Origin of the sequence: Streptomyces sp. NBC_00385, assembly GCF_035917155.1 — a bacterium.
In the GTDB taxonomy this organism is placed as follows: domain Bacteria; phylum Actinomycetota; class Actinomycetes; order Streptomycetales; family Streptomycetaceae; genus Streptomyces; species Streptomyces poriferorum.
Genome location: NZ_CP107951.1, coordinates 229848 through 247852, shown reverse-complemented (window position 1 = coordinate 247852; position 18005 = coordinate 229848). Strand labels below are relative to the sequence as shown.

Below are 18005 nucleotides of genomic sequence, written 5' to 3'. Positions count from 1 at the left end.
GGGCAGTCAGTCCCCGGGGAGCGCGGCTCGGAGGTACGCAGCCGTACGGCTGCCCTCGGCCAGGGCCACTCCCGCCGGCGGACCGGCCGCCACGATCCGGCCGCCGCGGTCGCCGCCGCCCGGGCCGAGGTCGATCACCCAGTCGGCCCCCGCCACCACGGCCATGTCGTGCTCCACCACCACGACGGTGCTGCCCGCGTCGACCAGCCCGTGCAACTGCCGCATCAGCACCTCGACATCGGCCGGATGCAGCCCCGTCGTCGGCTCGTCGAGCAGATACAGGGTGTGGCCCCGCCGGGCGCGCTGCAGTTCCGCGGCCAGCTTGATCCGCTGCGCCTCGCCACCGGACAGCTCCGTCGCCGGCTGCCCGAGGCGCAGATAGCCGAGCCCCACGTCGAGCAGCGTCCGCAGACTGCGTCCGGCGGCGGGCGTGTCCGCGAAGAAGCCGGCCGCCGACTCCACGGTGAGGTCCAGCACCTGAGCGATGTTCAGCCCCCGCAACGTGACGTCGAGCGTCTCCGTGTTGTACCGCGCTCCGTGGCAGTCCGGGCAGGGTGCGTACGTACTGGGCAGGAACAGCAGCTCCACCGAGACGAACCCCTCGCCCTGGCAGGTCTCGCACCGCCCGCCCGCCACGTTGAAAGAGAACCGCCCGGCCCGGTAGCCCCGCTCGCGCGCCACGTCGGTCGCGGCGAACAGCTTGCGCACGACGTCGAACAGCCCCGTGTACGTGGCCAGGTTGGAGCGCGGGGTACGGCCGATGGGCCGCTGGTCGACCTGGACCAGGCGGTCCACCGCGGCCAGCCCCTCCGCCGAGGCGCAGCCGGGTGCGGGCCGCTCCCTCCGCTCCTCGGAGACGTCCGGGGTCTGCCGGTCCGCCAGCGCACCCGCCAGCACCTGCCCCACCAGCGTCGACTTCCCCGAGCCCGAGACCCCGGTGACGGCGGTGAACACCCCGATCGGGAAGGCGGCGTCCACGCCGCGGACGTTGTGCCGGTTCACCCCGTGCAGCCGCAGCCATGCCGAGGGCGTGCGCACCTCGCGTACGGGAGCGGGGGCGTCGTCGAAGAGGAAGCGCCGCGTCGCCGACTCCGCCACGTCGGCGAGAGCGGCCGGCGGCCCGCTGTGCAGCACCCGGCCGCCGTGCTCACCGGCCAGCGGCCCCACGTCGACGAGCCAGTCCGCCTGCCGCACCACATCCATCTGGTGCTCCACGACGAAGACCGTGTTCCCGGCCTCCTTGAGCCGGCCGAGCACCGCGAGCAGCGACTCCGTGTCCGCCGGGTGCAGTCCGGCCGACGGCTCGTCCAGGACGTAGACGACGCCGAAGAGCCCCGACCGGAGCTGGGTGGCCAGGCGCAGCCGCTGGAGCTCGCCGGACGAGAGCGTCGGAGCCGTACGGTCGAGGCTGAGATAGCCCAGCCCCAGCTCGGTGACCGTCCCGATCCGGGCCAGCAGATCCCCCGTCAGCACCCGGGCGGTGTCGTCCCCGCCCGCCGCCGACAGCACCTCGGCGAGCTCCGTGAGCGCGAGGCCCGCCAGCTCCGCGATCGTACGGCCCGAGAAGGTCACCGCCAGGGCCTCCGGCCGCAGCCGGCTGCCGTCGCAGACCGGGCAGGGCGCACTCGTCAGGAAGCGTTCGGCCCTGGCCCGCAGCGTGCGGCTCCGGGAGTCGGCGAACGTGTGCATCACATAGCGCCGCGCGCTCATGTACGTTCCCTGGTACGGGCGTTGGATCCGGTCCGCGTCGCGCACGGGATGCACGGTGACCACCGGCTGCTCGTCCGTGAACAGGATCCACTCACGGTCGGCCGGATCGAGTTCGCGCCACGGCCGGTCGATGTCGTAGCCCAGCGCGTCCAGCACATCGCGCAGGTTCTTGCCCTGCCACGCCCCCGGCCAGGCCGCGATCGCCCCGGCCCTGATCGACAGCCCCGGGTCGGGGACGAGGAGCTCCTCGGTGGTGCGGTGGATCCGGCCGAGGCCGTGGCATTCGGGGCAGGCCCCGGCGGCGGTGTTCGGTGAGAAGGCGTCCGAGTCCAGTCGCTCCGCCCCCGGCGGATAGTCCCCGGCCCGCGAGAACAGCATCCGCAGGGAGTTGGACAGGGTCGTCACCGTACCCACGGACGAACGCGCCCCCGGCGCGGACCGGCGCTGCTCCAGCGAGACCGCCGGCGGCAGCCCGGTGATCTCGCCGACCTTCGGTGCGCCCACCTGGTGGATGAGCCGCCGGGCGTACGGCGCCACGGACTCGAAGTAGCGGCGCTGGGCCTCCGCGTAGATCGTCCCGAAGGCCAGTGAGGACTTCCCGGACCCGGAGACGCCCGTGAACACGGTGAGGGTGTCGCGCGGGATGTCGACCCGGACGTCCTGCAGATTGTGCTCGCGTGCGCCGCGGACCCTGACGTACGGATCGTGGGGGGTGGGCATGGGGTGGGGCTCCGTACGGGTTCGGGCAGGCTGACCGGACAAACGGTTCCATTCTAGGTTCCGGGCCGCGCGTCCCGGAACGCCGTGTGGTGGACCGGCGCCATCCCTTGGTTTGCTGAGCCCATGAGAGACGACGACAGGCCGCTGGCCGTGTTCGACCTGGACGGGACCCTCGCGGACACCGCCCACCGCCAGCACTTCCTGGAGGGCCCCCGGCGCGACTGGGCCGGATTCTTCGCGGCCGCCCCCGCCGATCAGCCGCTGCCCGAAGGTGTGCGGCTCGCAGTGAGCAGCGCCGGGGACTGCGAGGTCGTCTACCTCACGGGGAGGCCGGAGCGCTGCCGGAAGGACACCGTGGCCTGGCTGGCCCGGCAGGGGCTGCCCGAGGGGCCGCTCCACATGCGGCGCAACGACGACCGGCGGCCGGCCCGCAGGACCAAACTGGAGACCCTGCGACGGCTTGGCCGGGACCGCGCGGTGCGGATGCTGGTGGACGACGACGAGCTGGTCTGCGACGCCGCCGAACTGGCCGGTTTCACGGTGGTACGCGCCCGCTGGGCGATCGCCTCGCCCACCCTGAGGGACGCGCAGGAGCGCGAGGGGCGTACCTGACCGGGGCCGGAGCCGTCACTCCGGGTCGTCGAGCCGGAAGCCCACTTTCAGGCCGACCTGGTAGTGCTCGATCCGGCCATCTTTGATCTGTCCGCGCACCTGGGTGATCTCGAACCAGTCGAGATTGTGCAACGTTTCGGAAGCCCTTGCGACGCCGTTGCGGATTGCCGCGTCGACGCCGTCATGGGAGGTTCCTACGATCTCCGTGACGCGATACGTGTGGTTTGGCATGGTGTGTCTCCTCTCGCCTCTACCAAGGTGCCCCACCTCGGTGAGGTTCGCGAGAGATCGCGGGGCGCCGGTCTGTCCGGAACCGCCCTTGACCAAAGGATTGGTCCATACCAAAATCCAGCCACGCCCGTGCGAGCGCAGCCCGCAGTCCCCCACACCGGGTCCGCAAGTCTGTCCTGCCGTTTCGCAGAAGGTGACCCCCGTGAAGAACCGCATGCTCGTCGGAGCCATTGCCCTGATATCCACTGTCGCGCTGGGCGGGTGCGGAATGATCCCGGGCTCGAGTGGTCCGGGCGGCAAGAAGGTCACCATCTGGCTGATGAAGGACAGCGTCACCAGCGACTTCCTGGACCGCTTCAAGGAGTCGTACGAGGACGAGCACTCCTCGATCGAACTGGAGTTCAAGATTCAGAGCTGGAGCGGAATCGGGCCGAAGGTTCTCGAAGCGCTGGGCGGCAAGGACACCCCGGACGTCATCGAGGTCGGCAACACCCAGGTCGCCCAGTACGCGGAGAGCGGCAACCTGCGAGACCTCACCCTGGAGTCCATGCGGGACCTGGGCAGCGAGGACTGGCTCCCCGGCCTCGCAGAGCCGGGCAGCATCGCCGGCGTCCAGTACGGAATCCCCTGGTACGCGGCCAACCGGGTGGTGATCTACAACAAGGACCTGTTCGAGGAGGCGGGGATCAAGAGCCCGCCGAAGACGCGCGACCAGTGGATCGAGGACAGCGAAAAGCTGAACCGGAACGGCAACCAGGGCATGTATCTGCCGGGCCAGAACTGGTACGTGCTCGCCGGATTCATCTGGGACGAGGGCGGGGAACTCGCCGATGACAAGGGCGGGGACTGGCAGGGCCAACTCGGCACTCCGGCGGCGCTGAAGGGCATGGACTTCTATTCCGAACTCCAGGCGCTGGGCAACGGCCCCAAGGACGCGGACGAGGAAAAGCCCCCGCAGAGCGATGTGTTCGCCAAGGGTGATGTCGCGCAGATCATCTCCACCCCCAGCACCGCGACCCTGATCGAGAAGGCGAACCCGGAACTCAAGGGAAAGCTGGGCTACTTCCCGATCCCCGGCAAGACCGCGAAGGCACCCGGTTCCGTATTCACCGGCGGCTCCGACCTGATCATTCCGCAGAAGGCGGACCAGCGCAGTGCCGGATTCGAGGTCATCAAGGCCCTGGCCGGGGCGAAATGGCAGGAGGAACTCGCCAAGGCCATGAGCTACGTGCCCAACAAGACCACCCTGGCCCACGTCATCGAGGGCGAGGAGAGCACCGCCGCGATGGCCGCGGGCGCCGCACGGGGCCACGCGACCCCCAACTCGTCGCAGTGGGCCGCCGTCGAGGCCGCCAACCCGATCAAGCCGTACATGACGGCGGTCCTCCAGGGCGGGGACCCGGCGACCGAGGCGAAGACCGCGTCCGAGAAGATCACCGCGCTGCTCGCGGGCAGCTGATCGAGAGGCCGTCGCACGGCCTCGCGGGGGAGCGCGGGGGAGCGGGGGAGACGCCGGGGCCGTCGCGCAGCGCGGGGCCGTCGCGCAGCACGGGATTCAGCCGTCGCACATCCCCGCTCCCCATGGCGGACACGTCGAATCCAGCCGGTCACGGAAGAAGTAGGAGTGTCCGGGTCCTCGCGGCCGCGCGAAGGCCCGGCAGCCGCCCCTGCCGACCCGTCCCCGGAGTCCGTCATGCATGTGCTGCCCACCGCATCCCCCCTCGCCCCGTCCGCCCCGGTACAGCGGCCCGACCCCGCCGCCCCGCCGCGCTACCGGGTCTCCCTCGCCGTGGACCAGGCGGAGATACGCTCCGCCCAGCGCCTGCGCCACCAGGTCTTCTCCGCCGAGTTCGGCGCCCGGCTGGACGGACCCGAACCGGGTCTGGACAGCGATGCCTTCGACGCGTACTGCGACCACCTCCTGGTCCGCGAGACGACGACCGGCGAGATCGTCGCCACGTACCGGCTGCTGCCGCCCGAACGCGCCCGCATCGCCGGACGCCTCTACGCCGAGAGCGAGTTCGACCTCACCCAGCTCGAACCGGTCCGGGACGACCTGGTCGAGGTCGGCCGTTCCTGCGTCCACCCGGCCCACCGCGACGGCGCCGTCATCGCCCTCATCTGGGCCGGCCTCGCCCGCTACATGGAGCGCAGCGGGCACAACTGGCTGGCCGGCTGCTGCTCGATCCCGCTCTCCGACGGCGGGACGGCGGCGGCCCGGGCCTGGGCGACCGTACGGACGAAGCACCTGGCGCCCGAGGACTACTGGGTCGCGCCGCACCGCCTGTGGCAGCCCCCGGCCGGGCTCCCGGACGGCCCCGGCGGGCTCTCCTCGCTCCCGCCCCTGCTGCGCGGCTACCTGCGCCTCGGCGCCCGGGTCTGCGGGGCACCCGCCCACGACCCCGAGTTCAACGTCGCCGACCTGTACGTCCTGCTCTCGCTCCGCGCCACCGACCCCCGCTACCTGCGCCACTTCCTCTCGCTCGCCCCTCAGCAGTGAGCGCCTGGCTGCCCGTCTCGCCCTGCACCCCGCCCCGCTGCGCCACCCACGACGGCCCCGCCCGGCACCCGCTCACGGCGACGGTCCTGCTGCTCACCGGCTGCGCGCTCACCCTGACCGGCGCGCTGTGCACCCCGCTCGCGCTGCTCCTGGGCCGGGCCGCCCGGGAGCGGCTGACCCGGGGCTGGGCGTACGGGGTGGTGCGTGCCTTCGGGATCCGGGTGCGCGTCGTCGGCCGGCCGGACGCCCTCCGGGGCGGGCCGGGGGTCCTGGTCGTCGCCAACCACGTCTCCTGGCTGGACATCCCCCTGGTCGCGGCCGTGTGCCCGGGCCGGATGCTGGCCAAGAGCGACATCAGGCACTGGCCGCTGCTCGGGCCGCTGGCCGCGCTCGGCGGCACCCTCTTCGTCGAGCGCGAACGGCTGCGGGCCCTGCCCACCACCGTGCACGCCCTGGCATCGGCGCTGCGGACCGGGGCGCGCGTCGTGGTCTTCCCGGAAGGCAGCACCTGGTGCGGCCGCGGGACCGGCGGCCCGTTCCGGCCGGCCGCCTTCCAGTCGGCGCTCGATGCGGGAGCCGCCGTCCAGCCGGTGCGCATCCGCTACTTCGACACCCCCGCGGGGCGCCGGGCCCGGGCGGGAGCCGCCGCGTTCGTGGGGGACGATCCGCTGGCCGCCTCCCTGTGGCGGGTGGTGCGGGCGGCCGGGCTGACCGCCGAGATCCACGTCCTGCCGCCGATCCCGGCGGGCAGCGTCCGGGGCCGCCGCGCACTGGCCGTGCTGGCTCAGTCCACGGTGGCCAGCGACAGTGCGAACCTGCCTGCCGAGTCGGTCCACCACTGACTCAGCCGAAGGTCCGCAGCGGCGAGTTCCTCGCGCACACCGTCCTTGCGGAACTTCGCCGACACCTCCGTCCGCATCTCCTCACCGTCCTCGAACGGCACCAGCAGATCCAGTTCCGGGATCTTCACCGTGAGCGCCCGGCGGGCCCGCAACCGCATCTCGATCCACTCCTGTCGCGGGTTCCACCGGGCCACATGGTCGAAGTCCTCCGGCGCGAAATCCGCACCCAGCTCCCGGTCGACGACCGACAGGACGTTCCGGTTGAACGCGGCCGTCACTCCGGCCGCGTCGTCGTACGCCGCGACCAGCACCTTCTCGTCCTTCACCAGATCCGTCCCCAGCAGCAACGTGTCACCGGGGGACAGCATCGACCGCACCGACGACAGGAACGCGGCCCGCTCGGCGGGCAGCAGATTGCCGATGGTGCCGCCGAGGAAGGCCACCAGCCGGGGGCCCGGTGTGTCCGGCAGTGACAGCTCCGCGGTGAAGTCGGCGATCAGCGCGTGCACCGACAGCTCAGGACGCTCCTTGAGGAGGACGTCCGCCGCACCGCGCAGCGCGCTCTCGCTCACGTCGACCGGAACGTAACTGTGCAGGTCCGCGAGCGCGTCCAGCAGGTGCCGGGTCTTCTCCGAGGAACCCGACCCCAGCTCCACGAGCGTCCGGGCACCGGCCGCGGCCGCGATCTCGGCCGCCCGGTCGATCAGGATCTCCCGCTCCGCGCGCGTCGGGTAGTACTCGGGCAGCCGGGTGATCTCCTCGAACAGCTCACTGCCGCGGGCGTCGTAGAACCACTTGGGCGGCAGCGTCTTCGGTTGCCGGGTCAGACCGTGCAGCACATCGGCGCGCAGCGCCGCGTCCGTCGCGTCCACCGGCAGGGTACGGGTCAGCAGAAAGGGACTCACTGGGTGGGCTCCTTGAGCGTGGTCAGCAGAACTTCGGCGCGGGTCGCGGTCAGCAGTGTGCGGTCGGGGGCTTCCTGCCAGCGCGGATCGTCGTCGTACGGCTCCGAGGCGACGACCGCGTGCCTGCCGGGCTCGGCCAGGTACCAGAGGGTGTCGCCCCACGCCGTCGCCACGATGGTGCGGCCGTCGGTGAGCAGCAGGTTGAGCCGGGACCCGGGCGCCGCCCCGGCCACCTCCTGCACCGCGCCGGCAACCGCGTCCGGGAGCGCGTCGCCCGCCGTCAGCCGGTGCTGGACCAGGGCCCACACCAGCGCGGAGTCACAGCGGGCGGTGAGGCGGAGCAACTCGGCCGCAGGCAACGCCGCGGCCAGCGGTGCCACGGATCCCGGCCAGCCCTTCACCGCGCCGTTGTGGCTGAAGAGCACATCACCGCTGCGGAACGGCGCGGCCGCGGCCTCGCTGTCCGGGTCCGCCTCGGTGGCGTCCCGGACCGCGGCGAGCAGCGCGCCGCTGCGCACCACCCGGGCCAGATCGGCGAACGTCTGGTCGCCCCAGACGGGCCCCTGGCGGCGGTACCGTCCCGGCACCGGGTCCCCGTCCGCGTACCAGCCGACACCGAAACCGTCCGCGTTGACGGTCCCGTACCGCTGCCGGCGCGGCTCCCAGGACTGCCGCACCAGCGAGTGGACCGGCTGGGCCAGCACGACACCCAGAGGTATCGGCGGTCCTACATACGCAATATGACGGCACATCACATATCCCTGGCGGTACGGAAGCCGGAGAAGATCTGCCGCCGCACCGGAAGGTCCCAGTTGCGGAACGTCCCCCGGCACGCCACCGCGTCCACCGCGAAGGAGCCGCCGCGCAGCACCTTGTGCTCCGGGCCGAAGAACACCTCCGAGTACTCGCGGTACGGGAACGGCGCGAAGCCCGGATACGGCAGGAAGTCGCTGGACGTCCACTCCCACACGTCGCCGATCAACTGCCCGGCGCCCGAGGGAGCGCGCCCGGCCGCGTACGCCCCCGCCGGTGCGGGACGCAGATGACGCTGTCCGAGATTGGCGCGCTCCGGTGTCGGGTCCTCGTCGCCCCACGGATAGCGCCGGGAGCGCCCGGACGCGGGATCGTGGCGGGCCGCCTTCTCCCACTCCGCCTCGGAGGGCAGTCTGCGGCCGGCCCAGCGGGCGTACGCGTCCGCCTCGTACCAGCTGACGTGCAGCACCGGCTCGTCCGCCGGGACCGGCTCGGTCACCCCGAAGCGGCGGCGCAGCCACTGCCCGGCGTCCCGGTGCCAGAACAGCGGGGCCGTCAGTTCGTGCTCACGCACCATCGCCCATCCCTCGGGCTGCCACCATCGCCGCTCTGTGTAGCCGCCGGCCTCGATGAACGCCCGGTAGGCGCCGCAGGTCACCGGCGCGGTGTCGATGAAGAAGCCGGGCACCTCGCGCCGGTGCGCGGGCCGTTCGTTGTCGAGTGCCCACGGCTCGGTCGACGTTCCCATGGTGAACGGGCCGCCGGGGACCAGGACTTCCGGTGCCAAGGCGGCCGCGCCGGCCGCACGTGGCGGTTCCGGAGCAGTCAGCACGGCCGGGCCCGAGCGCAGCTGATGTGTGATCAGCATGGTCTCGTCGTGCTGCTGTTCGTGCTGGGCGATCATCCCGAAGACGAAGCCGGACCGCACCAGCGGCCGGTCGCCCAGGGGTGTCGACTCCAGGACGTCCAGGGCCCGGCCGCGTACCTCCGAGGCGTAGGAGCGGGCCTCGGCGGGCGCCAGCAGCGGCAGGGAGGGCCGGGTGGCCCGGGGGTGCTCGAACGCGTCGTAGAGGCCGTCGATCTCCGGGCGCATGGCCTCGCGGCCCGCGACGCCGCGCAGCAGCCACAGCTCTTCCTGGTTGCCGATGTGCGCGAGGTCCCAGACCAGGGGCGACATCAACGGGGAGTGCTGCGCGGCGAGTTCGTGGTCGTCCACGCTGTCGGTCAGGATTCCGGTCCGCTCGCGGGCGGTGAGCAGCGCGGCGAGCGCGCGCTCCCGGAGCACCTCGGGATCCTGCGCGAGCGGGTTCTGCGGGCCGTACGGCGAAGGTGCGGGGGAGTCGGTCATGAGAGGGTCCCCTTCGGGTGGACCGGACCGAGGTGCCGGTCCGTGGTGAGCAGATCCCGCAGGTCGTCGGCCGGACATCGGCCCCGTGCGACATAGCGGTCCCGGAAGCCGGCCACCGCCTCCAGCACCGTCTCCGTCGCTCCCCTGCGCGGCAGCGCCTCCAGCGCGAGGTCGAAGCAGGCGACCGCCGCCGTCCGCAGCTCCGGATCGGTCAGCCCGTCGCGGGCGGCCCCGGCCCAGAGCGGATTGCGCGGCGCGGCCAGCGGGCCCGCCGTCTCGGCCAGGGGTTTGACGGTGCGGTACACGGTCTCGGCGGCCTCCGGATCGTCGAACAGAGCCGTGGTGACGGCGAGCGGGACGAGCCAGCCGTCGTCGCCGGGCTGCGCGTCGATCATGCGCAGCTCCAGATGTCCGCGCGGGCGTACCGGCGGGAACAGCGTGGTGATGTGGTAGTCCAGATCGGCCCGGACAGGGCGTCGCGGTTCCCCGCGGCGGATCCAGTCACGGAAGGTGAGCCCCTCGGGCACGGCCCAGGGCCCCGCGTCGCCCCTGATGCACAGCACGGGCGTGTCGAGCACATGGGAGGCCCAGGCGTCCCGGGGCGGCAGCTGCCCGGCCGGGGCCAGGGTGCGCAGCGGATCCAGGTCGGCCCACAGCGACTGGCGCGTCGAGCGCCACGGCGCCGGCTTCCCCAGCCGGAACGGCGAGTTGGCGAACGCGGCCACCAGGACCGCGCCCAGCAGATGGGACAGCTGCCAGCGCCGCCCGTATCCGAGCGGTCCCGGCTCCTCCTCTCCGGCGTCCAGACAGACCTGGACGGAAGCGGTCGTGCACATCATGGCGCGGCCCGCAGGGCCCGACCGGTCGAGCGCGATCTCCATGGCGTCGTAGCGCGGCTGGTGCAGCAGCCGGCGCGGCGGATGCCAGGGGTCGACGCCGAACCCGGCCAAGACCAGGCCCAGCCGGCCCAGCGTGTCGCGTACGGCGACGAGATCGGCGGCCGAGTCGTTGACGCAGGCCATGAGCGAGTCGGCGGGGCGCGAGCTGAGCTCCAGCTGGCCGCCGGGTTCGAAGGTGAGCGCCGCGTTCAGGGGCAGCGCCCCGACGGCCTTCGCGGCCGCGTCGAGACGGTCGTGCGCGACGGGCACGTGGGGCCGGTCGCGATCGTGGAGGAGCCATTCGAGCTCGACCCCCACGATGCGGGGCGGTCCTGTCTTGAAGCAGATACAGCGCAGTAAATCCTCCGCCTCGCCCTCGCCGAGGGGCGTGGCCTGTCCGGGCGGACCGTGTTCGCCAGGTGTGTCGGTTGACATGCCGGGCCTCCTGTTCCGGTGCGACCGTCCTACCCAAACCCCTGCCGGGAGTTCGCACAAGGGTGCCCCTGTGCGACGGAAATTCACTTGCGTCCATGCCGTGGGGTCGTTCACGATGCCCCGTATGCACCATAAGGGGGAGGGTCGGTGAGCGCCCGGCTGCGCGCCATCGCGCGGGAGACCGAGACCATCGTCGAGGCCGGTCACTACCGCACACCACAGGGCCGCGAGGTCAGCATCGAGCGTGCGCTGACCGCCGCCCTCTCGGGTACCGGGCTGTTCGGCCCCGAGCCGCTGCACGTCGCTGCCCTGGACGGGAACCGGACCCCGCGCATCGAGGTCACCGGCGAGAGCAGCCTGCAGGCAGCCGCCCGGATGACCGGCGAGGGACCGGGAAAGGTCGCCGTCCTGAACTACGCCTCCGCCCGCAATCCGGGCGGCGGCTATCTCAACGGGGCGCAGGCGCAGGAGGAGGCCCTGTGCCGCGGCTCCGCCCTGTACGCGACGCTGCTGCGGGCCCCCGAGTACTACGCCCACCACCGGGCCGAACGCAGCGCCTTCTACACCGACCGGGTCATCCACTCACCGGGCGTGCCCGTCTTCCGGGACGATCGCGGCCGGCTGCTGGACACCCCCTACACGGCGGGATTCCTCACCTCGCCCGCACCCAACGCGGGAGTGATCCGCAGCCGGGCCCCGGAGTCGGCCCACCTCATCCCCGCCGCGCTCGCCTCGCGCGCCGAGAGGGTGCTGGAGGTCGCGGCGGTACGGGGCTACCGCAGGCTGGTGCTGGGGGCCTGGGGATGCGGCGTGTTCCTGAACGACCCGGCGGAGGTGGCAGGGGCCTTCGGCGCCCTGCTCACCGGCGACGGCCGTTTCGCGGGCCACTTCGAGCAGATCGTCTTCGGCATCCTCGACCGCAACGCCGCTTCGCCCACCAGGGCCGCGTTCGACCGTGCGTTCGCCGCCGAAGGCCAACCCTCAGGCTGACGTTGAGCCATAGGGTTCGACGTCAGCGGGCACGTCGTGGCTGGACCGTTCGGGTCGGCGCGCCCGCCACGTCCGCACCGACGAGCCGCGGCCGTGACGGGCGCGGACGCCGCTCAGCGCCAGCCGTAACGCTCCCGCATCCGCCCGACGACCAGGTCGAACCTGTCCCGGTCCAGTGCGCACGCCTCACGCCGCATGCCGTCCTCGTGCACCCGCAGCACCCGGTCCAGGTCGACCCACGACGGACGGCCCGAGCTGTCCCAGGGGCCCGCTCCCAGTGCCACCCATTCCCGGTCCTGGTCGTGCTGCTTGCTGGACAGCTGTACGGCGAGCAGCGTTCCCGCCGCCTCACGGGCGACCACGAGAACCGGACGGTCCTTGCCGCGCCCGTCGTTCTCCTCGAACGGCACCCAGGTCCAGACGATCTCGCCGGGATCGGGGTCGCCGTCGCGGTCGGGGGCGTACGAGGTGCGGACCGGGCCCACGTCGTGCGGGTCGGCCTGGGAGGTGGCGGTGGGGCCGGCCTGGCCGGGGAAGGCGGCCGTGCCGTCATTGCTGTCGCTGCGGTGCTGGATGGTCATCGCAACACCGTAGGACCTGCACGGCCCCTCGCGTGGAGCGGGTCCGCCGTACGGGCCGCGGACAGCGGCCCGTAACCCCTTGCTTCCGGCCGCGGTCCGGACCTCGACCCGAGGCTGACACCCGGTCAGGGCCCCGGCGCGTTCCCGTGCCGAACGGGTCTGGAAGACTGCCCGACGCCATGAGTCAGTTAACCGAGCAGCCCGCCGAAGGCCCCGTCCCGACCAGCGCCGACGTGGCGCGGCTGGCGGGCGTCTCACGGGCCACCGTGTCCTACGTGCTGAACAACAACACGGCCGTCAGGATCAGCGATCCGACCCGCCGCCGGGTGCGGGAGGCCGCCACCGAACTCGGCTACGTACCGCATGCGGCCGCCCGGAGCCTGCGCGCCGGACACTCGCGCATGGTGCTCCTGCCGACCGCGCACCTTTCCTCCACGCCGCTCCACCACCGCTTCCTGCACGGGCTGGAATCCGGCCTGCGACGCCTCGACTACACCGTCGTCCAGTACGGCTCCATCGGCCTCGACCCGGACGACGCCGCCCGCGCCTGGGCCGAACTGCGGCCCGTGGCCGTCATCGCCCCCGGTTCGGTCCCCCTCGCCCCGCAGGGCATCGCCGTCCTCAGGCGCTCCGGGGCGAAAGCGGTGATCACCCTCGGACCGCAACCGGTTCCCGGCGCCCACGCGCTGATCACGGATCAGCGGGAGGTGGGCGCCAGCGCCGTCCGGCACCTGCTGGAGCGCGGCCGGCGCCGGATCGGCGTGGTGATGCCGGCGGAAGCCGGTCCCGCCCTGTTCGCCGGCCCCAGACTGGCCGGTGCCCGGCGGGCCGCCGCGGCCGGCCCGGCCCGGGTCGAGGAGGTCCCGCTGCACTACACGGAGGAGTCGGCGGCCGCCTTGGCCGCCCGCTGGAGCACACTCGGCCTGGACGCCGTGTTCGCGTACGACGACGCCTACGCGATGCTGCTGATGCGGGCCCTCCAGGACGCCGGGATCACGGTGCCCGAGGACACCGCGGTGGTCGGCGCGGACGACTCGATGCTGGGCAGGCTGCTGAGGCCCAGGCTCAGCAGCGTACGGATGGAACTGGCCACGGTGGAGCCGCTGGCCGACCTCGTCGACCGGCTGGTGCGGCACCCCGGGACGGAGCCGGAACGGCACGACCTGCTGCGGGCCCGGACCGTCCACCGCGAGTCCAGCTGAACCGGCCGCCAGCGCGGCGACATGCGCGGCGGACGCCCCTTGCCTAGCGTCATGACCATGAGTCATCCGCAGAGTTACGAGATCCTGCTGGTCCCCGCGTTCACGGATGCCAAGGGCACGGCGGACCAGGGAGCCGGGTCGAAGGCCTCCGGCGCCGGCGATTCCGGTACCGGCGACGCGGCCGCCGGGCATCAGGACACGGGGAACGCGAAGGACAAGAAGGAAGCGCGGGACACGCAGGAAGCGCAGGACGCGAACGACACGGCCGCCGAGGACCAGGAGACCGAGGACGTGGTGGCGGAGAACTCCGGCAGCCACGCCGTCGGGAGCCCCCGGCCGGGCGCGGCCATCCGCTCGGCGGTCGTGACCGCCACGGGGGAGACGGGCGAGTCGGGTTACCCGCGGTATGCCGGCGAGGGAATGGTGGCGGACATCGACCCCGCGACGCACACCGTCCAGGCCCTGCTGATCGACGGTTCCGAACTGGACTACGGGGCTCTCGGTCCGCGTCTCGGAGCGCGACACGGACGGCTGAAGCCGCCGGACTCCCGGCACAAGGGCCCTCAGGGCCCGGCCGTCACCGGCCGGGCCCTGACGCCTGCGCGCGCGGGAGCCTACTTCTGCTCCTTCTGCTGGTCCTCGACGGACTTGCGGACCTCGTCCATGTCCAGCTTCCTGGCCTGACCGATCACGTCCTCCAGCGCCGCCTCGGGCAGCGCGCCCGGCTGTGAGAAGACGGCCACGTTGTCCCGGACGATCATCAGCGTGGGGATCGACCGGATCTCGAAGGCCGCCGCCAGCTCCTGCTGCGCCTCCGTGTCGACCTTGGCGAAGACCAGGTCCGCGTGACGCTCGGACGCCGAGTCGTAGACCGGCGCGAACTGCCGGCACGGGCCGCACCAGGAAGCCCAGAAGTCGATCAGGACGAACTCGTTGTCACTGACGACCTGATCGAAGTTTTCCTTGGTGAGCTCTACGGTGCTCATGTTCTGCTACCTCTTCCTGTGCCCGTATCGACGTGTCCGGGACAACGGTGCCTGTGCTTGCGCTATTCCGCCTGCCCATGTGGCCGCCTCGCACACCCATGACCAGAATGGGCCCATGACACAAGCTGTGGAGCCTGTTGCGTACGACGTCGTGGTCATCGGTGCCGGTCCGGTGGGTGAGAACGTGGCCGACCGCGCCCGGGCCGCCGGGCTGAGCGCCGCGATCGTGGAGTCCGAGCTCATCGGCGGCGAGTGCTCGTACTGGGCCTGCATGCCGAGCAAGGCCCTGCTGCGTCCCGTCGTCGCCCGCGCGGACGCCCGCCGCGTCCCGGGCCTCGCCGCAGCCGTCCAGGGCCCGCTCGACACCGCCGCCGTGCTCGCGCACCGCGACACGTACGCCTCGCACTGGAAGGACGACGGCCAGGCCGCCTGGCTGGAGGGGGTCGGAGTCGGCATCTACCGGGGCCACGGCCGGCTGACGGGCCCGAAGGCGGTCACCGTCACGGCGCCCGACGGCACGGAGCGCCGGCTCACGGCCCGGCACGCGGTGGCCGTCTGCACGGGCAGCCGGGCCGTCGTCCCCGACCTGCCGGGCATCGACGGGGCCCGCCCCTGGACCAGCCGGGAGGCGACGAGCGCCAAGGAGGTACCCCGCCGTCTCGTCGTCGTGGGCGGGGGAGTGGTCGGCGTGGAGATGGCCACCGTCTGGGGCGCCCTGGGAGCCGAGATCACCATGCTGGTCCGCGGCAAGGGACTGCTGCCCCGCATGGAGCCCTTCGCCGGCGAGCTCGTCGCCGAAGCGCTGACCGACGCGGAGGCCGACATCCGTACGGGTGTCTCGGCCACCTCCGTGCAGCGCTCCGCACCGGACGGACCGGTCACCGTCACGCTCGACGACGGCGAGCAGATCGAGGCGGACGAAATCCTCTTCGCCACCGGCCGCGCCCCGCGCACCGATGACCTGGGCCTGGAGACGGTCGGCCTGGAGCCGGGCTCCTGGCTCACCGTCGACGACAGCTGCCAGGTCGAGGGCATCCCCTGGCTCTACGCCGTCGGCGACGTCAACCACCGGGCGCTCCTGACCCACCAGGGCAAGTACCAGGCCCGTATCGCCGGCGCGGCCATCGCCGCGCGCGCCCAGGGCGTCCCCATCCTGGAGACCGACCGTTGGGGCGCCCACGCCGCCACCGCCGATCACGCGGCCGTCCCGCAGGTCGTCTTCACCGACCCGGAGGCCGCCTCGGTCGGCCTCACCCTCGCCGAGGCGGAACAGGCCGGCCATCGCGTCCGGGCCGTCGACTACGACCTCGCCTCGGTGGCCGGCTCCGGCCTGTACGCGGACGGTTACCGGGGCCGGGCGCGCATGATCGTCGACCTGGACCGGGAGATCCTGCTGGGGGTCACCTTCGTCGGCCCGGGCATCGGTGAGCTGCTGCACTCGGCGACCATCGCGGTCGCGGGAGAGGTCCCCCTCGACCGCCTCTGGCACGCGGTGCCCGCGTACCCGACGATCAGCGAGATCTGGCTCCGTCTGCTGGAGACGTACCGGGACGGGGGATCGTGAACCACGTGCGGCCGCCCCGCACGCCGGTGCGTGCCCGGGTGCCCGTCGGGACCGGCGCAGCCGTTGGCCGGCCCGCGGCCGTGGACCGGCCAAGGAGGCTCTGATGTCCGGCATGCCGACGGATGCCGCCCACGCCGACGCCTTTGAACCGTCGGTGAACCTGGTGCTGGTCGTCGGAGTGTCGGGCTCGGGCAAGACGACGGTGGGCCGGCTTCTCGCCGAACGGCTCGGCTGGTCCTACCGGGACGCGGACGACTTCCACTCCCCGGCCGCCCGCGCCGCGATGGCGGCCGGACAGGCGCTCACCGACACCGACCGCGAGCCCTGGCTGGACGCCATCGCCGCCTGGCTCGACCACGCGAGCGCCACGGACCTGCGGGCGGTCGTGACCTGTTCCGCTCTCAAGCGCGCCTATCGCGACCGGCTGCTGCGCGGAAGACCCGGGATGCGGCTGGTGTACCTGCATGGCACACCGGAACTGATCGCGTCGCGGCTGACCGGCAGACAGGACCACTTCTTCCCGGCAGGCCTGCTGGACAGCCAGATCGCCGACTTCGAGGAACCGGAACCGGACGAGCATCCGATGGTGGCGGAGATCGACCGGCCGCCCGGAGCGATCGTGGACGCGCTCGCCTCGCTGCTGCGCCCGTCCGCCGTCCGTGGCCGGCCGGCAGGTGAGCCTCCCGGCGAAGGCCTGCCCTCTGAGGTGGTTCCCGCGAGCCCGACAGGCGACCGGTGGACCCTGACCTGGCGGGGGCAGCAGGCCGTCGTGGTGCAACTGGGCGCCGCCCTGCGCCACTACGAGGTCGACGGCCGTCCGGTGCTGGACGGCTTCGCCTCCGACGCGCCCATCACCGGAGGACGGGGCCAGATTCTCGTCCCCTGGCCCAACCGCATCGGCGACGGCCGCTACCGGTTCGGCGGGTCCGACCTGCAACTCCCGCTCACCGAACCGGAGAAGGGCAACGCGATCCACGGGCTGCTCCGGTGGGTCCCGTGGCGCCTCCAGGCACGGAGCGAGGAATCGCTGCGGCTGGCCGGTGTCATCCGCCCGCAGCCGGGCTACCCCTTCTCGCTGGACGTGACCGCCGAGTACCGGCTGGGGCCCGAAGGCCTGGATGTCACGGTCCGCGCGACCAACGTGGGGGACGGAGCCGCTCCTTACGGCGTCGGACAGCACCCGTATCTCACGCTCGGTGCCGGTACGGTCGACACGGCCCTGCTGACGGTGCCCGCGCGGGAGCGCTTCCTCACCGACCACCGGGGCCTGCCGGTCGGCCGGGAGCCCGTCGGAGGAACGGACTTCGACTTCCGTACGGCCCGCCCCATCGGCTCCCGACAGCTGGACACGGCTTTCGCGCTCGACCGTGGCGACGAGGATGTGGCGGTCGTACGCCTGGCGCACCCCTCGGGGACTCACGGCGTCGATGTCCGGCTGGGCGAAGGCACCCGGTACGTACAGATCTACACGGGCGACACGCTGCCCGAGGCCGAACGCCGCCGGGGCGTCGCGGTGGAGCCCATGTCATGCCCGCCGGACTCCTTTCGCAGTGGCCTCGGTGTCCAGGTACTGGAGAAGGGGGACACCCATGTCCTCCGGTGGGGGATCACGGCATGGCGGGCCACGTGAACGCCTGAGCCGCTCGCGTGCTGCGGCGATTGAGCCGGCCGGGGGAGGCCGCTGCGCCCAATGGCCCAACAGCGGCCCGCCGGAGCCGCCGCCGCGTTCAGGTGGTGATTGCCTGAAC

The 18005-nt window shown here is 72.6% G+C and carries 17 protein-coding genes; 9 read left to right on the top strand and 8 right to left on the bottom strand.

What is annotated here, in order from left to right; genetic code table 11:
* Nucleotides 1–6: 6 nt before the first annotated feature.
* The gene (locus OG959_RS01105; RefSeq protein WP_326656069.1) at nt 7–2430 is read right to left on the bottom strand and encodes an excinuclease ABC subunit UvrA; all 2424 of its coding nucleotides are present in this window, start codon (nt 2428–2430) and stop codon (nt 7–9) included.
* Nucleotides 2431–2553: 123 nt separating this feature from the next.
* On the opposite strand from OG959_RS01105, the gene OG959_RS01100 reads away from it, so the two are divergent.
* The gene (locus OG959_RS01100) at nt 2554–3042 is read left to right on the top strand and encodes a phosphatase domain-containing protein (RefSeq protein ID WP_326656068.1); all 489 of its coding nucleotides are present in this window, start codon (nt 2554–2556) and stop codon (nt 3040–3042) included.
* A gap of 15 nt (nt 3043–3057) precedes the next feature.
* Here OG959_RS01100 and OG959_RS01095 read toward each other — a convergent pair whose 3' ends face one another.
* Nucleotides 3058–3273: a dodecin gene (locus OG959_RS01095; protein ID WP_326656067.1), complete on the bottom strand. Its 216-nt coding sequence runs from the start codon at nt 3271–3273 to the stop codon at nt 3058–3060.
* Nucleotides 3274–3475: 202 nt separating this feature from the next.
* Here OG959_RS01095 and OG959_RS01090 point away from each other — a divergent pair, with 202 nt between their 5' ends.
* The 3 genes from OG959_RS01090 to OG959_RS01080 all read left to right on the top strand — a co-directional run bounded on the left by OG959_RS01090 (nt 3476) and on the right by OG959_RS01080 (nt 6615).
* Nucleotides 3476–4732, top strand: a complete 1257-nt coding sequence (locus OG959_RS01090) for an extracellular solute-binding protein (RefSeq protein WP_326656066.1) — start codon at nt 3476–3478, stop codon at nt 4730–4732.
* A gap of 234 nt (nt 4733–4966) precedes the next feature.
* Nucleotides 4967–5773, top strand: a complete 807-nt coding sequence (locus OG959_RS01085) for a GNAT family N-acetyltransferase (RefSeq protein WP_326656065.1) — start codon at nt 4967–4969, stop codon at nt 5771–5773.
* Complete coding sequence (locus tag OG959_RS01080; RefSeq protein ID WP_326656064.1) at nt 5770–6615, top strand: lysophospholipid acyltransferase family protein; 846 nt, start codon at nt 5770–5772, stop codon at nt 6613–6615. The genes OG959_RS01085 and OG959_RS01080 overlap by 4 nt, the downstream gene beginning before the upstream one ends.
* On the opposite strand, the gene egtD is transcribed toward OG959_RS01080, so the two are convergent.
* From egtD to egtA, 4 genes are read right to left on the bottom strand one after another with little or no spacing between them, the layout of a single operon-like run.
* Nucleotides 6558–7520 carry an L-histidine N(alpha)-methyltransferase gene (gene egtD / locus OG959_RS01075; protein WP_326656063.1) on the bottom strand — a complete coding sequence of 321 codons (963 nt, stop codon included), beginning with the start codon at nt 7518–7520 and terminating at the stop codon, nt 6558–6560. The two genes, OG959_RS01080 and egtD, sit on opposite strands and share 58 nt — an antisense overlap.
* The gene (egtC, locus tag OG959_RS01070; RefSeq protein WP_326656062.1) at nt 7517–8272 is read right to left on the bottom strand and encodes an ergothioneine biosynthesis protein EgtC; all 756 of its coding nucleotides are present in this window, start codon (nt 8270–8272) and stop codon (nt 7517–7519) included. Before egtC ends, egtD begins: the two co-directional genes overlap by 4 nt.
* Nucleotides 8272–9621 carry an ergothioneine biosynthesis protein EgtB gene (egtB, locus tag OG959_RS01065; protein ID WP_326656061.1) on the bottom strand — a complete coding sequence of 450 codons (1350 nt, stop codon included), beginning with the start codon at nt 9619–9621 and terminating at the stop codon, nt 8272–8274. Before egtB ends, egtC begins: the two co-directional genes overlap by 1 nt.
* Entirely contained in the window at nt 9618–10934 is a 1317-nt protein-coding gene (gene egtA / locus OG959_RS01060; RefSeq protein WP_326656060.1) for an ergothioneine biosynthesis glutamate--cysteine ligase EgtA, read from the bottom strand. The genes egtB and egtA overlap by 4 nt, the downstream gene beginning before the upstream one ends.
* A gap of 147 nt (nt 10935–11081) precedes the next feature.
* On the opposite strand from egtA, the gene OG959_RS01055 reads away from it, so the two are divergent.
* Nucleotides 11082–11924: a TIGR02452 family protein gene (locus OG959_RS01055; protein WP_326656059.1), complete on the top strand. Its 843-nt coding sequence runs from the start codon at nt 11082–11084 to the stop codon at nt 11922–11924.
* Between the two features lie 113 nt (nt 11925–12037).
* Here the strand turns inward: OG959_RS01055 and OG959_RS01050 are convergent, their stop codons facing one another.
* Nucleotides 12038–12505 (bottom strand): type II toxin-antitoxin system PemK/MazF family toxin, encoded by a 468-nt coding sequence (locus OG959_RS01050; protein ID WP_326656058.1) that lies wholly within the window; start codon nt 12503–12505, stop codon nt 12038–12040.
* Nucleotides 12506–12684: 179 nt separating this feature from the next.
* Here OG959_RS01050 and OG959_RS01045 point away from each other — a divergent pair, with 179 nt between their 5' ends.
* Nucleotides 12685–13707 carry a LacI family DNA-binding transcriptional regulator gene (locus OG959_RS01045; RefSeq protein WP_326656057.1) on the top strand — a complete coding sequence of 341 codons (1023 nt, stop codon included), beginning with the start codon at nt 12685–12687 and terminating at the stop codon, nt 13705–13707.
* 57 nt (nt 13708–13764) lie between these two features.
* Entirely contained in the window at nt 13765–14391 is a 627-nt protein-coding gene (locus OG959_RS38600; protein ID WP_442805522.1) for a hypothetical protein, read from the top strand.
* Here OG959_RS38600 and trxA read toward each other — a convergent pair.
* Entirely contained in the window at nt 14322–14693 is a 372-nt protein-coding gene (trxA, locus tag OG959_RS01035; RefSeq protein WP_326656056.1) for a thioredoxin, read from the bottom strand. The two genes, OG959_RS38600 and trxA, sit on opposite strands and share 70 nt — an antisense overlap.
* Before the next feature lie 115 nt (nt 14694–14808).
* On the opposite strand from trxA, the gene OG959_RS01030 reads away from it, so the two are divergent.
* Together OG959_RS01030 and OG959_RS01025 are read left to right on the top strand one after the other, a co-directional pair.
* On the top strand, nt 14809–16257 hold the full coding sequence (locus OG959_RS01030; RefSeq protein ID WP_326656055.1) for a dihydrolipoyl dehydrogenase family protein: 1449 nt from the start codon (nt 14809–14811) through the stop codon (nt 16255–16257).
* 103 nt (nt 16258–16360) lie between these two features.
* On the top strand, nt 16361–17887 hold the full coding sequence (locus OG959_RS01025) for an aldose epimerase family protein (RefSeq protein WP_326656054.1): 1527 nt from the start codon (nt 16361–16363) through the stop codon (nt 17885–17887).
* Nucleotides 17888–18005: the final 118 nt, after the last annotated feature.

Coding starts and splice junctions, on each gene's coding strand:
- OG959_RS01105 (WP_326656069.1), bottom strand. CDS start 2,430: ATGCCCACCCCCCACGATCCGTACGTCAGGGTCCGCGGCGCACGCGAG.
- OG959_RS01100 (WP_326656068.1), top strand. CDS start 2,554: ATGAGAGACGACGACAGGCCGCTGGCCGTGTTCGACCTGGACGGGACC.
- OG959_RS01095 (WP_326656067.1), bottom strand. CDS start 3,273: ATGCCAAACCACACGTATCGCGTCACGGAGATCGTAGGAACCTCCCAT.
- OG959_RS01085 (WP_326656065.1), top strand. CDS start 4,967: ATGCATGTGCTGCCCACCGCATCCCCCCTCGCCCCGTCCGCCCCGGTA.
- egtC (WP_326656062.1), bottom strand. CDS start 8,272: ATGTGCCGTCATATTGCGTATGTAGGACCGCCGATACCTCTGGGTGTC.
- egtB (WP_326656061.1), bottom strand. CDS start 9,621: ATGACCGACTCCCCCGCACCTTCGCCGTACGGCCCGCAGAACCCGCTC.
- egtA (WP_326656060.1), bottom strand. CDS start 10,934: ATGTCAACCGACACACCTGGCGAACACGGTCCGCCCGGACAGGCCACG.
- OG959_RS01050 (WP_326656058.1), bottom strand. CDS start 12,505: ATGACCATCCAGCACCGCAGCGACAGCAATGACGGCACGGCCGCCTTC.
- OG959_RS01045 (WP_326656057.1), top strand. CDS start 12,685: ATGAGTCAGTTAACCGAGCAGCCCGCCGAAGGCCCCGTCCCGACCAGC.
- OG959_RS38600 (WP_442805522.1), top strand. CDS start 13,765: ATGAGTCATCCGCAGAGTTACGAGATCCTGCTGGTCCCCGCGTTCACG.
- trxA (WP_326656056.1), bottom strand. CDS start 14,693: ATGAGCACCGTAGAGCTCACCAAGGAAAACTTCGATCAGGTCGTCAGT.
- OG959_RS01030 (WP_326656055.1), top strand. CDS start 14,809: ATGACACAAGCTGTGGAGCCTGTTGCGTACGACGTCGTGGTCATCGGT.
- OG959_RS01025 (WP_326656054.1), top strand. CDS start 16,361: ATGTCCGGCATGCCGACGGATGCCGCCCACGCCGACGCCTTTGAACCG.